We start from the raw sequence: 14,149 nt of genomic DNA, 5'->3' as shown, positions 1-14,149 counted from the left end.
AGTGGCAGCGGCTGAAACCGAGCCCGAGCCCGAATTGCCGGCCGAACCGGCGCCCCGGGGCAAGCGTCGCGAAGGCGGCGAACGGGTGCTGCGGGTGACCGCAGAGCGCCTCAACAGCCTGCTCGACCTGTCCAGCAAGTCGCTGGTCGAAACCCAGCGCCTCAAGCCTTACCTGGCCACGTTGCAACGCCTCAAGCGCATGCATGGGCAGAGCATTCGTGCCCTTGACACGCTCAAGGCCGAGCTCGACAGCGGTGGCCAGCGCCCCGAGGTGCTGGACGCGCTGGCGCAAGCCAGCGTCTGCTGGGCGAAACCCGCGAGATGCTGCAGCAGCAGGCTGCCGACCTCGACGAGTTCGGCTGGCAGGCCAGCCAGCGCGCGCAACTGCTCTACGACACGGCGCTGGCCTGCCGCATGCGGCCGTTTGCCGATGTGCTGACCGGGCAGAGCCGCATGGTGCGTGACCTGGGCCGCTCGCTGGGCAAGCAGGTGCGCCTGGAGATCGAAGGCGACAAGACCCAGGTCGACCGCGACGTGCTGGAAAAGCTCGAAGCGCCGTTGACGCACCTGCTGCGCAACGCTGTCGACCATGGCATCGAGCTGCCAGAGCAACGCCTGCTCGCCGGCAAGCCGGCCGAGGGGCTGATTCGTCTGCGTGCCTCGCACCAGGCCGGGCTGCTGGTGCTGGAACTGAGCGACGACGGCGCGGGTGTGGACCTGGCGCGGCTGCGTCGCAGTATTGTCGAACGCCAGTTGTCACCGGCCGAAACCGTGGCGCAGATGAGCGAAGACGAGCTGCTGACGTTTCTGTTCCTGCCCGGCTTCAGCCTGCGCGACAAAGTTACCGAGGTGTCGGGGCGGGGTGTGGGGCTCGATGCGGTGCAGCACATGGTGCGTCAACTGCGCGGCTTTATCGAGGTCAGCCAGGGCAGCGGGCAGGGCAGCTGTTTTCATCTGGAGGTGCCGCTGACGCTGTCGGTGGTGCGCAGCCTGGTGGTGGAGGTCGGTGGCGAAGCCTATGCCTTTCCGCTCGCCCACATCGAACGCACCCTGGAGTTGCCGGCAGAGGCCATCGTGCAGATCGAGGGGCGCCAGCATTTCTGGCACGAAGGCCGGCATATCGGCCTGGTCGCAGCCACCCAGTTGCTCAATCGCCCTGCCAGCCAGGCCGATGCGCCAAACATCAAGGTGGTGGTCATCCGCGAGCGCGATACGTTGTATGGCGTGGCGGTCGAGCGCCTGGTCGGCGAGCGCGTGCTGGTGGTGATGCCACTGGACGCACGCCTGGGCAAGGTGCAGGACATTTCCGCCGGGGCACTGCTCGACGACGGCTCGGTGGTATTGATCGTGGATGTTGAAGACCTGCTGCGCTCGGTCGAGAAGCTGCTCAGCACCGGGCGCCTGGAGCGCATCGAACGTGGCCAGCGCGCAGCGCGCGAGGCGGTGCGCAAGCGCGTGCTGGTGGTGGACGACTCGTTGACCGTGCGCGAGCTGCAACGCAAGCTGCTGAGCAATCGCGGCTACGAAGTGGCCGTCGCCGTGGATGGCATGGATGGCTGGAACGCCTTGCGCAGCGACGACTTCGACCTGCTGATCACCGATATCGACATGCCACGCATGGACGGTATCGAGCTGGTTACCCTGCTGCGCCGTGATAACCGGCTACAGTCTCTACCGGTCATGGTGGTGTCGTACAAGGACCGCGAAGAAGACCGTCGACGTGGACTGGACGCCGGAGCCGACTACTATTTGGCCAAGGCCAGCTTTCATGATGATGCCTTGCTGGATGCAGTGGTCGAGCTGATCGGGGGAGCCCAGGGATGAAAATCGCGATCGTCAACGACATGCCGATGGCCGTTGAGGCCTTGCGTCGGGCGCTGGCTTTCGAGCCGGCGCACGAAGTGGTCTGGGTGGCCGCCAATGGCAACGAGGCGGTGCAGCGTTGTGCCGAGCGCACGCCCGACCTGATCCTCATGGACCTGATCATGCCGGTGATGGATGGCGTCGAGGCCACGCGCCGGATCATGGCCGAAACCCCGTGCGCCATCGTCATTGTCACCGTCGATCGCCAGCAGAACGTGCACCGTGTGTTCGAAGCCATGGGCCATGGCGCGCTGGATGTGGTCGACACCCCGGCAGTGGGTGCCGGCGACCCGCGCGAGGCGGCGGCACCACTGCTGCGCAAGATCCTCAATATCAGTTGGCTGATCGGCCAGCAGAGCAGCAGTCGCGTGCGCCCCGTGGCGGCGCCATTGCGCCAGGCCGTGCAACGTCAGCGCCTGGTGGCGATCGGTTCTTCGGCGGGTGGCCCGGCGGCGCTGGAGGTATTGCTCAAGGGCCTGCCCGGCAATTTTGCCGCTGCCATCGTACTGGTTCAGCACGTCGACCAGGTGTTCGCCGCCGGCATGGCCGATTGGCTCAGCAGTGCGTCCGGGCTTCCCGTGCGCCTGGCCCGCGAAGGTGAGCCACCCCAGGCCGGGCAGGTGTTGCTGGCCGGCACCAACCACCATATCCGTTTGATGAAGGACGGCACGCTGGCGTACACCGCCGAGCCGGTCAACGAGATCTATCGGCCGTCCATCGATGTGTTTTTCGAGAGCGTGGCGCGCTTCTGGAGCGGCGACGCGGTGGGCGTGCTGCTCACCGGTATGGGCCGCGATGGCGCGCAGGGCCTCAAGCTGATGCGTGAACAGGGATTTCTGACCATCGCCCAGGATCAGCACAGCAGTGCGGTGTACGGCATGCCCAAGGCGGCTGCGGCAATTGATGCCGCCGTCGAGATACATGCGCTGGAGCGCATTGCGCCGCGCCTGAAGGAGATTTTTTCGAAATGATGATGTGTACCGGGCCACGCCGATTGGCCGCCAGCTACCAGGTGAAAGCGCATGGATGATTTATCGCTCGACGGTTTTGCGACCGCCAATGAAAACTCGGCGATGGTACTGCTGGTCGACGATCAGGCAATGATCGGCGAGGCCGTGCGTCGTGGCCTGGCCGACCAGTCCAATATCGATTTTCATTTCTGCGCCGACCCGCACCAGGCGGTAGCCCAGGCGATCCGAATCAAGCCGACGGTGATCCTGCAGGACCTGATCATGCCCGGGCTCGATGGCCTGAGCCTGGTGCGCGAGTACCGCAGCAACCCCGAGACCCAGGACATCCCGATCATCGTGCTGTCGACCAAGGAAGACCCGCTGGTCAAGAGTGCGGCGTTCGCCGCCGGGGCCAACGATTACCTGGTCAAGCTGCCCGACAACATCGAACTGGTGGCGCGCATCCTCTATCACTCGCGCTCCTACCTCACCCTGCTGCAGCGCGACGAGGCCTACCGGGCGCTGCGGGTGAGCCAGCAGCAGTTGCTCGACACCAACCTGGTGCTGCAGCGGCTGATGAACTCCGATGGCCTGACCGGGCTGTCCAACCGTCGTCACTTCGATGAGTACCTGGAGCTGGAGTGGCGTCGGGCGATGCGCGACCAGTCGCAGTTGTCGCTGCTGATGATCGATGTGGACTACTTCAAGGCATTCAATGACTCCTTTGGTCACCTGGCCGGAGACGAGGCGTTGCGCCAGGTGGCCGAGGCGATTCGCGGCTCGTGCAGCCGCCCGAGTGATTTGCCCGCGCGGTATGGTGGCGAGGAGTTCGCGCTGGTACTGCCCAGCACTTCACCGGGCGGTGCGCGGCTGGTGGCCGAGAAGCTGCGCCAGACCGTGGCCGGCCTGAAGATTGCGCACAACATGCCTCAGCAAGGCAGTGTGCTGACCATCAGCATCGGCCTGGCGACCCATACGCCGGCCATCGGCAGCCATTGCCGACAGTTGATCTCGGCGGCAGACAAGGGTCTGTACCAGGCCAAGAATGGCGGGCGCAATCAGGTCGGGGTGGCCTGAGCGGGCCCCTTCGCTGGCTTGCCAGCGAAAGGGCCCCACGTTCCAAAGGCCGCCCGACGGGCTGCCGCGCAACCCCAGACTCGTTTATACTCTCCGGCTTTTCACAGAATACGCACGAGAGCCGCCCGCCCATGGAAATCCAACCGATCCTGAATACCATCAAGGACCTGACCGAGCGTTCTGAATCTATTCGGGGGTATCTTTGACTACGATCAAAAGCATGAGCGCCTGATCGAAGTCAACCGCGAACTCGAAGACCCTGCGGTCTGGAACAAGCCTGAATATGCCCAGGAGCTGGGCCGCGAGCGTGCCGCCCTGGCGCAGATCGTCGAGACCCTGGACGAACTGTCCGGCGGCCTGGGCGATTGCCGCGACCTGCTCGACATGGCCGTCGAAGAAAACGACGAAGAGGCGGTCGATGACGTGGTCGCCGAACTCGGTCGTCTCGACGAGAACCTGGCCAAGCTCGAATTCCGTCGCATGTTCAGCGGCGAAATGGACCCGAACAACGCCTACCTGGACATCCAGGCCGGCTCCGGCGGCACCGAAGCCCAGGACTGGGCCAACATCCTGCTGCGCATGTACCTGCGCTGGGCTGACAAGCGCGGTTTCGACGCCACCATCATCGAGCTGTCCGAAGGTGAAGTTGCCGGCATCAAAGGCGCCACCGTGCACATCAAGGGCGAGTACGCCTTCGGCTGGTTGCGTACCGAGATCGGCGTGCACCGCCTGGTGCGCAAGAGTCCGTTCGACTCCGGCGCCCGTCGCCACACCTCGTTCTCGGCGGTGTTCGTGTCCCCCGAGATCGACGACAAGGTCGAGATCGAGATCAACCCGTCGGACCTGCGTATCGACACCTACCGCTCCTCCGGTGCCGGTGGTCAGCACGTGAACACCACCGACTCGGCCGTACGTATCACCCACGTACCGACCAACACCGTGGTGGCCTGCCAGAACGAACGTTCCCAGCACGCCAACAAGGACACCGCCATGAAAATGCTGCGGGCCAAGTTGTACGAGCTGGAGATGCAGAAGCGCAACGCGGCCTCGCAGGCGCTGGAAGACACCAAGTCGGACATCGGCTGGGGTCACCAGATCCGCTCCTACGTGCTTGATGACTCGCGCATCAAGGACCTGCGAACCGGCGTTGAACGCAGCGACTGCAACAAGGTACTCGACGGCGACATCGACCAATACCTCGAAGCCAGCCTCAAGCAGGGGTTGTAAGCTTCACACCTGCTGAAAAGACCCTCGCCTGCGGGCGAGGGCAATGAATTCCCTGATGGAAAATGTGACGACATGAGCGACCTCAAAACCGAATCGCAAGACCTGCAACAGGAAGAAAACACCCTGATCGCCCTGCGCAAGGAAAAGCTTGCCGCCGAGCGCGCCAAGGGTCAGGCCTTCCCCAACGACTTCCGCCGTGACAGCTACTGCAACGACCTGCAGAAACAGTATGTCGACAAGACCAAGGAAGAGCTGGAAGCTGCAGCGATCCCGGTCAAGGTTGCCGGTCGCATCATGCTCAACCGTGGCTCGTTCATGGTGATCCAGGACATGACCGGGCGTATCCAGGTCTACGTCAACCGCAAGACCCTGCCCGAAGAAACCCTGGCCGCGGTCAAGACCTGGGACCTGGGCGACATCATTGCCGCCGAAGGCACCCTGGCGCGTTCCGGCAAGGGCGACCTGTATGTCGAGATGACCAGCGTGCGCCTGCTGACCAAGTCGCTGCGTCCGCTGCCGGACAAGCACCACGGCCTGACCGACACCGAACAGCGTTATCGCCAGCGCTACGTCGACCTGATGGTCAACGAAGAAGTGCGTGACACCTTCCGTGTGCGCTCGCAGGTGATCAACCACATCCGCAATTTCCTGATCAAGCGCGACTTCCTCGAAGTCGAGACGCCGATGCTGCAGACCATCCCGGGCGGCGCGGCGGCCAAGCCGTTCGAAACCCACCACAACGCGCTGGACATGCCGATGTTCCTGCGTATCGCGCCTGAGCTGTACCTCAAGCGCCTGGTGGTCGGCGGTTTCGAGAAGGTCTTCGAGATCAACCGCAACTTCCGTAACGAAGGTGTTTCGACCCGGCACAACCCTGAGTTCACCATGCTCGAGTTCTACCAGGCCTACGCCGACTACGAAGACAACATGGACCTCACCGAAGAGCTGTTCCGCGAGCTGGCGCAGCTGGTGCTGGGCAGCACCGACGTGCCGTACGGCGACAAGGTGTTCCATTTCGGCGAGCCGTTCGTGCGCCTGTCGGTATTCGACTCGATCCTCAAGTACAACCCCGAGCTGACTGCCGACGACCTCAACGACCTCGACAAGGCCCGTGCCATTGCCAAGCAAGCCGGTGCCAAGGTGCTTGGCTTCGAAGGCCTGGGCAAGCTGCAGGTGATGATTTTCGAAGAGCTGGTCGAGCACAAGCTGGAGCAGCCGCACTTCATCACCCAATACCCGTTCGAAGTGTCGCCACTGGCGCGCCGCAACGACGAGAACCCGAACGTCACCGACCGCTTCGAGCTGTTCATCGGCGGCCGTGAAATCGCCAACGCCTACTCCGAGCTCAACGATGCCGAAGACCAGGCCGAGCGCTTCATGGCGCAGGTGGCCGACAAGGACGCCGGTGACGACGAGGCCATGCACTACGACGCCGACTTCGTGCGTGCGCTGGAGTACGGCATGCCGCCGACCGCCGGTGAAGGCATCGGTATCGACCGCCTGGTGATGCTGCTGACCAACTCGCCGTCGATCCGTGATGTGATCCTGTTCCCGCACATGCGCCCGCAGGCCTGAGTGAACTGAACAAGCCGCCTCTAGGGGCGGCTTTTTCATGCCCGTAATAAGCTGATCGATCAGACAGTAATCAGAGAGGTAAACGCGTAGTGACTCCCGCAATGGCTCAACAAGGTGCTGCTGGCGTTGCCACAGCGGTGGCAGAAAGCGTCCAGTACCAGGGGCGCAAGGCCAGCCGCCAGGGCAGCGAACAACGACGCCAGCAGATCCTCGATGCGGCCATGCGCATCATCGTGCGCGACGGCGTGCGTGGCGTACGTCACCGCGCGGTGGCGGCCGAGGCGCAGGTACCGCTGTCGGCCACCACCTACTACTTCAAGGACATCGAAGACCTGCTCACCGACACCTTCGCCCAGTACGTCGAGCGCAGCGCCGCGTACATGGCCAAGCTGTGGCAGAACACCGAGGTGGTCTTGCACGAGTTGATTGCGCGCGGCGATGGCAGCCCGGCAGCACGCGCGCAACTGGCCGACGAAGTGGCAAAGATGGGCAGCGAGTACGTGCAGCGCCAACTGAACAACCGCCGCGACTTCCTGATGGCCGAGCAGGCCTTTCGCCAGGAGGCCTTGTTGTGCCCGCGCCTGGCCGAGCTGGTGCGCCTGCATGAGCAGATTCTGCTGCGCGGTACCTGCCAGCTGTTGCAGGTGGTGGGTTCGCGCCAGCCGCAGCAAGATGCCATAGTGTTGACGGCCATCATCGAGCAGATGGAATATCAGGGCCTGCTGGAGGCTGCACAACCCCAGGCCGAAGCGCAGATGCTCGCTATCCTTACCCGATATTTGCATCTGGTGCTGGCATCGGCCTGAGGCTCTACCTAATTCAAGGAGTACCGGATGAAAGCCTGGCGTGTGCTGTTGGCCCTGTCGTTTGTGCTGTTGGGTGGTTGCCTGGTGACGTTCAACGAGCCGATCCCGGCCAACCAGGCGGCGCCCAAGGCGTTGCTTGGCAAATGGACCAGCAAGGACGCCTGGGGCGAGCCGCTGAACCTGCGGATCAGCCGCGCCGGCGGCAACGCCTACAAGGCGGTGGCCACGGCCAAGGGCAAGCCGCGCCAGGAGTACGCCTTTACCGTGTCGCGCCATGGCAACCGCTGGTACCTCTCGGCTGGCGTGCCCAAGCGCCTGGGCGGCAACTTCCTGATCGGCGGTTTCGAAGTGCTCGATAACCAGGAACTGGTGGTCTACAACCTGGACGTCGAGCAGGTCAGCCAGGCCCTGGAGAAAAAGGAACTGAGCGGGCGCACTGTCGAGGTGCCGGAAGAAAACGGCGAAGGTATCCTGATCGACAGCCCGCCAGCGCGGGTACTGGCTTACCTGGACGATCCGGCCAATTCCGATCTGTTCATCGAAGTTGCACGTTTTCAGCGGGCCGGCAAGTAAGCGGGTCAACACAAGGAGTTTCGGGTGGACGATTACCAGCAGACGATACGTACCCTGTCTGATCGCATTGTGCTGGCGCAAACGCCCATTCGCGTGCTTGACGCAGTGAAGTGGGACGACAACATCCGTCAGGGCTTCCTCAAGGCCAAGGGCAAGGAGCCGCCGGCGGTGGACCGCGCCTACTATCAGGGGCGGCCGCTGGCCTTCGACTCCAGCGCAGTCAAGCTGGAGTTCCAGAACATCGAGCGCGACATCACCCGCCAGCTTGGCCAGTTCAACCCGGTCGGGCAGATCATGCGGCGCATGTGCAAGGAATACCGCATGGTGGTGCGCATGCTCGAAGCGCGCGGTACCGAGGATTTCGGCCTGATTTCCCAGGAACTCTATGGCGCGGCTTCGGATGCGTTCCATGCTGGTGACCCGACCCTGGCGACCTGGGTTTAATGCTTTCGGATTACCTGAACAACATCGATGGGCGCGGCGACCTCAAGGACGAGCCCAAGAACCTCACCGCCAAGCAGGCTGTCGATCTGTTGCAGGGGCGCCTGAACAAGGTGTTCGGCGAGGCCGAGGGCACCATCCGGGTGTTCGAGTCCGATGGTATCGTGGCCGATGCGGCGGCTGGCGCCGACTACATCAAGATCCGCGCCGATGCGATGTTCAACAGTCGCGATGTACGCGCGCTCGAAGTGCACGAAGGGCTGGTGCATGTGGGCACCACCCTCAACGGTCTCAACCAGCCGATCTGCACCTTCCTGGCCAAGGGGCCGCCGTCGTCCACGGTGACCCAGGAGGGCCTGGCGATCCTGATGGAAGTGATCGCGTTTGCCTCCTACCCGAGCCGCTTGCGCAAGCTCACCAACCGTACCCGCGCCATCCACATGGTCGAGGAGGGCGCCGACTTCATGCAGGTCTACGAGTTTTTCCGCGCCCAGGGTTTCGAGATGGCCGAGAGCTATGGCAATGCCAGTCGGGTGTTCCGCGGGTCGGTGCCCAATGGCCTGCCTTTCACCAAAGACTTGTCCTACCTCAAGGGCTTCATCATGGTTTACAACTATATTCAGTTGGCCGTGCGCAAGGGCAAGCTCGAACAGATACCGCTGCTGTTCTGCGGCAAGACCACCCTGGAAGACATGCGTACCTTGCGCCAGCTGGTCGATGAAGGCCTGGTGGAACCACCCAAGTATTTGCCAGAGCAGTTCCGCGACCTCAATGCGCTGTCGGCGTGGATGTGTTTCTCCAACTTCCTCAACCACCTGAGCCTGGACCGGATTGAAGCCGACTACTCGAACATTCTCTAGGTGCTGCCGGCTGGCCCTGATGACCCTGCTGCTGGGGCTGGGTGGTTGCAGCGCGCTGCTGTTCTACCCCGAGCCCGGCCAGCCGTTCACGCCCGAGAAAGCCCAGTTGCCGTACCGCGACGTGAGCCTGACGGCTGCAGACGGTACACGTCTGCACGGTTGGTGGTTGCCAGCCAAGGACGGAGTAGCGGTCAAGGGCACGGTGCTGCACCTGCACGGCAACGGTGGCAACCTGGCCTGGCACCTGGGGGGCAGTTGGTGGCTGCCCGAGCAGGGCTACCAGGTGCTGCTGCTCGATTACCGTGGTTACGGCTTGTCCGCAGGCGAGCCCAGCTTGCCGGCGGTGTATCAGGACATCGAGGCGGCGCTGGGCTGGTTGCAGCAGGCGCCAGAGGTGCAGGGCAGGCCGCTGGTACTGCTGGGGCAGAGCCTGGGTGGCGCGATGGGCATCCACTACCTGGCGCAGCACCCGGCGCAGCGTGAGCGTTTTTCGGCGATGGTGTTCGACGGCGTACCGGCCAGTTACCGCAAGGTGGGGCAATTCGCCTTGAGTACCTCGTGGCTTACCTGGCCGTTCCAGGTGCCGTTGTCGTGGCTGGTGCCCGATGGCGACAGTGCGATCCATTCGATTGGCCAGTTGAGCACGCCGCCCAAGCTGTTTTTCCACAGCATCGACGACCCGATCGTGCCCTTGACCAACGGGCTGGCCCTGTACCAGGCGGCGCCGCGCCACGGGTGCTGCAGCTGACACGTGGCGGCCATGTGCAGACGTTTGCCGACAAGACCTGGCGCCAGGTGATGCTGCGCTTTCTGGATGATCCCACGCATTTCAACGGGCTGCGGCGTTTGGCCGAAGTCCCCAATTACCCTGACGAGAAGTCGCAATGAGTGAAGAACGCAACGCCATCCCGCTGATCATTACCGGCATCTGCAGCATTATTGGTACGGTGGGCGTGCTGTGGTACTACGGCTACCTGCATTTTGCCAAGCCGCAGGATGCGTTGCTGCTGTCGGATTTCACCATGCTCAAGACGGTGCCCGGCGAGGACTACAAGATCTCGCTCAAGCCGGCGGCGCAGGTGGCGCAATGCATCGATGGCGTGCTGGTGCTGTTCGACACCGAACAGAAAGGATTGACCGGCGTGCTGGTGGACAACCGCAAGCAGGCGGTGCGCTGCATGGGGCAGGAGACGCCGCAGCAGGTTCAGCAGTGAGTTGATACGGCGCCAAGGTCGGCTCCTGTACCGTTTGCCAGCAGGAACCGGCCCGGTTGGCGAGGCTGCGGCTCAAACGACACGGGGTCTGAGCGGCGGCCTCAGGCGGTCGAATTTCTTTTCAGACTCGCCTTGTTCAAGGTGCCTTACGGCGCAGTCCAGATAAAAAAATCCCGCCATCATGGCGGGACTTTTCGTATCCGCTCAGCCGATCAGTAGGTCGCGCTCACCGAGCGAGGCGCCACGGGCTGGTTGTCGTTGGAAATGGTCACTTCCACCCGACGGTTCTGCGCCCGGCCCGAGTTGCTGGTGTTGTCTGCCACCGGGAACTCCTTGCCGTAGCCCTGCGCCACGATACGTGCTGGGTCGACACCGGCACGCACCAGCGCGGTACGCACGGCGCCTGCACGGCGTTCCGACAGCGACTGGTTGTAGTTGGCGGTGCCCTTGCTGTCGGTGTAACCCTCGACGATCACTTTGCGATCAGGGTTTTCCTGGAGGAAGCGCGCCAGGGTGGTGATGTTCGGCAGGGCGCTGCTTTTCAGCGTGGCCTTGTCGAAGTCGAACAGCACATCGCCGAAGGTCACCAGGGTGCCGCGTTCGGTCTGCTTGGCGTTGAGGCTGTCCTGCAGTTGCTTGATCTGGGCGTCGCGGGCGTCCAGGCGGGCCTGGGCACGCTTGGCGGCAGCGTTCTTCAGGTTGCCTTCGGCATCACGCAGGGCGATGGTCTGCTTGGCCACCTCGACGCGCTGGTTGGTCAGGTAGGCGAGCTGGTCGACCTTCTTCTCGTCTTCCTTGTTCATGTAGGCCTGGTCGGCCTTGTTCAGCCAGTCCTGTGCGTCCTTGGTTTCAAGGGCGGCAACCTTGCTGGCTTGCGGGTTGCTCTGCAGGGCAGAAAAATTGGTCCGGGCAGATTCCAGGTTGGCGTTCGGCGGCGTGGAGCAGGCAGCCAGGCCAACGCTCAGGGCCAGAAGGGCGGGGATCATCACGTGTTTACGCATAATGGTTCATCCTTTGATCGATTACGAATGCACGGGTCGGTGTGGCGAGCGGCTTACTGCGCGCTGCGCATGCCTTCCTCAAGCAGGTCCTGCACGCCCTGATTGGCGTCCTGCAGAGCTTTTTCGGCCTTGGCCGCCTGGGCTTTGCGTTCGGCCACACGGGCGTCCCATTCGGCCTGTTCGGCCAGGCGCCTGGCGTCGTCGAATTTCTTGTCGTGCATGGCAATTTCGGCCTGTTTGAGCTTGTCCTGGGCCGACTTCATTTCCACGGCGGAGAACTCGGTGCCGCCGGCGCTGACGGCCGAATTCACGGCGGACTGGCTCACGGCGTACTGCTCGGTTGGCGGGTTGCCGGCGCAGCCGGCCAGGACCAGGCTGCTGCCCAATGCCAGCGCAGCCAGCTTGAGCCCGCGCAGGTGATTGAAAGAGGTTTTTTCGGTGCGGGTCTTCATGGTGGTCAACTCCATTGGATCACTCCTGATGAACAACGAATTCCGTAACAGTCCATCGACGCAGCCCGTCAGGTTAGGGAACACGATAAGCCCGGTGCTGAAGGGTTTTGCCATGATGGCTACTGGCTGTGACCGAAGCGTTTTTTGAATAGTTCAGAAATAAATCGGTGGTTTTTCAGATTTTTACCTGACTGATCGGTCAGTGGTTTTTTGTGGAACTTTGGGGTGTTGGCGGGGTACGTGGGCGTGTGTAGATGGGGTGATGCGTGGTGTTGTTGCAGTGTCGGGAAGAGTGCTGAAGCGAACGTACAAGGCTGACAACTCCGACCTGTCAGGCCATGTTTCTTGGCAAAAAATGTGCCATGATCTGTGGCATTGGCGTTGTCAGCCTTGATGGCTTGGCATCAAATTGAGGGGCGCCATGAGGCTCCTGTCTCAATGCGTCGACCCATCCTTGCGTTCGCTCATGTCCCGCAAATACCGCCGTGACAACGCCAGAAACCGCGGCGTAGGCCCAATATCCTCATACAGCGGATTGTCCTCCTCATCCGTCGCGATGACTTTCTGACCCTTCACATACGGGAAACTCGCCTCCAGCTCTTCCAGCGCCGCACCCAGCAACTCGCCCAGCAGCTCCTCAGGCCGCCGCTTGGGGTACATTTCCGCCAGCGCCGACAAGCGCGCCGCCGCCTCCACATCCAGGTGCAGCACGTAACCTGTCGCGCTCAATCGTCCCTTGGCGCTGTGTTCCCAATGCTCGGCAAGATCACGGATCTTCATGGTGGCCTCTTCAATTGCGCATGTGCCTGTTTAGAGCGTAGCCACTGCAGACAGTTTCGGTTGCTGCCACCGGCTCCGGCTTGAAAGCACGCCCGCGAGTGGGGCACTCTGACCCCAGAACTGTTTTCCCAAGGTCTGGAGACAAGGCTGATGACCGATATCGATGTGCGCTTGCGTGAAGATGTTCATCTGTTGGGCGAGTTGTTGGGCGATACCGTACGCGAGCAGTACGGCGAAGCCTTCCTGCAAAAGATCGAGGACATCCGCCGCAGCGCCAAGGCCGACCGCAGCGGCAGCGCCGAACAGTTGAGTTCGACCCTCGACGACCTCGCCGAAGACGAACTGCTGCCCGTGGCCCGGGCCTTCAACCAGTTTCTCAACCTGGCCAATATCGCCGAGCAGTATCAACTGATCCGTCGCCGCGACGCCGACCAGCCCGCGCCCTTCGAGGCGCGCGTACTGCCCGAGCTGCTGGCCCGCCTGCAAGCTGCCGGGCACAGCAACGACGCACTGGCGCGTCAGCTCGGCAAGCTGAGCATCGAGCTGGTGCTCACCGCCCACCCCACCGAAGTCGCGCGCCGCACGCTGATCCAGAAGTACGATGCCATCGCCGCACAGCTGGCCGCCCAGGACCACCGTGACCTGACCCCGGCGGAACGCGAGCAGGTCCGCGAGCGCCTGCAACGGCTGATTGCCGAAGCCTGGCACACCGAGGAAATCCGCCGCACCGGCCCACGCCAGTGGACGAGGCCAAATGGGGCTTCGCGGTGATCGAACACTCGCTGTGGCACGCCATCCCGCATCACCTGCGCAAGGTCGACAAGGCCCTGCACCACGCCACCGGCCTGCGCCTGCCGCTGGAGGCGGCGCCGATCCGCTTCGCGTCATGGATGGGCGGTGACCGCGACGGCAACCCGAATGTCACCGCCAAGGTCACCCGCGAAGTGCTGCTGCTGGCCCGCTGGATGGCCGCCGACCTGTTTCTGCGCGATATCGATGCACTGGCCGCGGAGCTGTCGATGCAGCAGGCCAGCGAGGCGCTGCGCGCCAAGGTCGGCGATTCGGCCGAGCCGTACCGCGCGCTGCTCAAGCAACTGCGCGAGCGCCTGCGGGTCACCCGCGCCTGGGCCCACAGCGCGCTGGCCAGCCCGCAGCCCGCACCCGCCGAGGTGCTGCACGACAACCACGACCTGTTCGAGCCGCTGCTGCTGTGTTTCGAATCGCTGCACGCCTGTGGCATGGGGGTGATCGCCGACGGCCCGTTGCTCGATTGTCTGCGCCGCGCAGTCACATTCGGGCTGTTTCTGGTACGCTGGACGTGCGCCAGGAC

Annotated in this window: 10 protein-coding genes and 4 pseudogenes; 11 read left to right on the top strand and 3 right to left on the bottom strand. The window is 63.2% G+C overall.

The genetic code is table 11. The features are described from left to right. The 10 genes and pseudogenes from G3436_RS16760 to G3436_RS16715 form a co-directional block, all read left to right on the top strand. Positions 1-1,824, top strand: a pseudogene (locus G3436_RS16760) (response regulator); the annotation flags it as partial. Further along, on the top strand, positions 1,821-2,834 hold the full coding sequence (cheB, locus tag G3436_RS16755) for a chemotaxis response regulator protein-glutamate methylesterase (RefSeq protein WP_163947095.1): 1,014 nt from the start codon (positions 1,821-1,823) through the stop codon (positions 2,832-2,834). The pseudogene G3436_RS16760 and the gene cheB, both read left to right, overlap by 4 nt. Positions 2,835-2,885: 51 nt before the next feature. Continuing rightward, the gene (locus G3436_RS16750; protein ID WP_163947092.1) at positions 2,886-3,890 is read left to right on the top strand and encodes a response regulator; all 1,005 of its coding nucleotides are present in this window, start codon (positions 2,886-2,888) and stop codon (positions 3,888-3,890) included. Positions 3,891-4,021: 131 nt separating this feature from the next. Beyond that, positions 4,022-5,117, top strand: a protein-coding gene (gene prfB / locus G3436_RS16745; protein WP_163947090.1) for a peptide chain release factor 2 whose coding sequence is annotated in 2 segments (ribosomal slippage) — positions 4,022-4,093 and positions 4,095-5,117 — 1,095 coding nt in all. Because the reading frame shifts where the segments join, the coding sequence is not laid out codon by codon here. A gap of 72 nt (positions 5,118-5,189) precedes the next feature. Then, positions 5,190-6,692, top strand: coding sequence for a lysine--tRNA ligase (lysS, locus tag G3436_RS16740; RefSeq protein ID WP_163947087.1), 1,503 nt, complete (start codon positions 5,190-5,192; stop codon positions 6,690-6,692). 101 nt (positions 6,693-6,793) lie between these two features. Further along, positions 6,794-7,498, top strand: coding sequence for a TetR/AcrR family transcriptional regulator (locus tag G3436_RS16735; RefSeq protein ID WP_163947084.1), 705 nt, complete (start codon positions 6,794-6,796; stop codon positions 7,496-7,498). 27 nt (positions 7,499-7,525) lie between these two features. Continuing rightward, entirely contained in the window at positions 7,526-8,071 is a 546-nt protein-coding gene (locus tag G3436_RS16730; RefSeq protein WP_163947081.1) for a hypothetical protein, read from the top strand. Positions 8,072-8,095: 24 nt separating this feature from the next. Then, positions 8,096-9,372 (top strand): annotated as a pseudogene (locus tag G3436_RS16725) (flavohemoglobin expression-modulating QEGLA motif protein). After that, positions 9,344-10,260 (top strand): annotated as a pseudogene (locus G3436_RS16720) (alpha/beta hydrolase). Before G3436_RS16725 ends, G3436_RS16720 begins: the two co-directional pseudogenes overlap by 29 nt. Beyond that, entirely contained in the window at positions 10,257-10,586 is a 330-nt protein-coding gene (locus G3436_RS16715; protein ID WP_163947079.1) for a PA3694 family proteiin, read from the top strand. Before G3436_RS16720 ends, G3436_RS16715 begins: the two are co-directional and overlap by 4 nt. A 212-nt stretch (positions 10,587-10,798) precedes the next feature. On the opposite strand, the gene lptF is transcribed toward G3436_RS16715, so the two are convergent. The 3 genes from lptF to G3436_RS16700 form a co-directional block, all read right to left on the bottom strand. Further along, on the bottom strand, positions 10,799-11,587 hold the full coding sequence (lptF, locus tag G3436_RS16710) for a lipotoxin F family OmpA-related lipoprotein LptF (protein ID WP_163947076.1): 789 nt from the start codon (positions 11,585-11,587) through the stop codon (positions 10,799-10,801). 53 nt (positions 11,588-11,640) lie between these two features. Beyond that, a complete protein-coding gene (locus G3436_RS16705; protein WP_163947073.1) occupies positions 11,641-12,054 on the bottom strand; it encodes a DUF4398 domain-containing protein in 414 nt (137 codons plus the stop codon). Between the two features lie 420 nt (positions 12,055-12,474). Continuing rightward, complete coding sequence (locus tag G3436_RS16700; protein ID WP_163947070.1) at positions 12,475-12,819, bottom strand: pilin assembly protein; 345 nt, start codon at positions 12,817-12,819, stop codon at positions 12,475-12,477. A 150-nt stretch (positions 12,820-12,969) separates the two neighbouring features. On the opposite strand from G3436_RS16700, the pseudogene G3436_RS16695 reads away from it, so the two are divergent. Beyond that, positions 12,970-14,149, top strand: a pseudogene (locus G3436_RS16695) (phosphoenolpyruvate carboxylase); the annotation flags it as partial.

Source organism: Pseudomonas brassicae (assembly GCF_010671725.1).
Taxonomy (GTDB): Bacteria; Pseudomonadota; Gammaproteobacteria; order Pseudomonadales; family Pseudomonadaceae; genus Aquipseudomonas; species Aquipseudomonas brassicae.
Note: the sequence above shows the minus strand (reverse complement) of the source record. Positions and strands in the feature narration are given on the sequence as shown.

Coding starts and splice junctions, on each gene's coding strand:
- cheB (WP_163947095.1), top strand. CDS start 1,821: ATGAAAATCGCGATCGTCAACGACATGCCGATGGCCGTTGAGGCCTTG.
- G3436_RS16750 (WP_163947092.1), top strand. CDS start 2,886: ATGGATGATTTATCGCTCGACGGTTTTGCGACCGCCAATGAAAACTCG.
- lysS (WP_163947087.1), top strand. CDS start 5,190: ATGAGCGACCTCAAAACCGAATCGCAAGACCTGCAACAGGAAGAAAAC.
- G3436_RS16735 (WP_163947084.1), top strand. CDS start 6,794: ATGGCTCAACAAGGTGCTGCTGGCGTTGCCACAGCGGTGGCAGAAAGC.
- G3436_RS16730 (WP_163947081.1), top strand. CDS start 7,526: ATGAAAGCCTGGCGTGTGCTGTTGGCCCTGTCGTTTGTGCTGTTGGGT.
- G3436_RS16715 (WP_163947079.1), top strand. CDS start 10,257: ATGAGTGAAGAACGCAACGCCATCCCGCTGATCATTACCGGCATCTGC.
- lptF (WP_163947076.1), bottom strand. CDS start 11,587: ATGCGTAAACACGTGATGATCCCCGCCCTTCTGGCCCTGAGCGTTGGC.
- G3436_RS16705 (WP_163947073.1), bottom strand. CDS start 12,054: ATGGAGTTGACCACCATGAAGACCCGCACCGAAAAAACCTCTTTCAAT.
- G3436_RS16700 (WP_163947070.1), bottom strand. CDS start 12,819: ATGAAGATCCGTGATCTTGCCGAGCATTGGGAACACAGCGCCAAGGGA.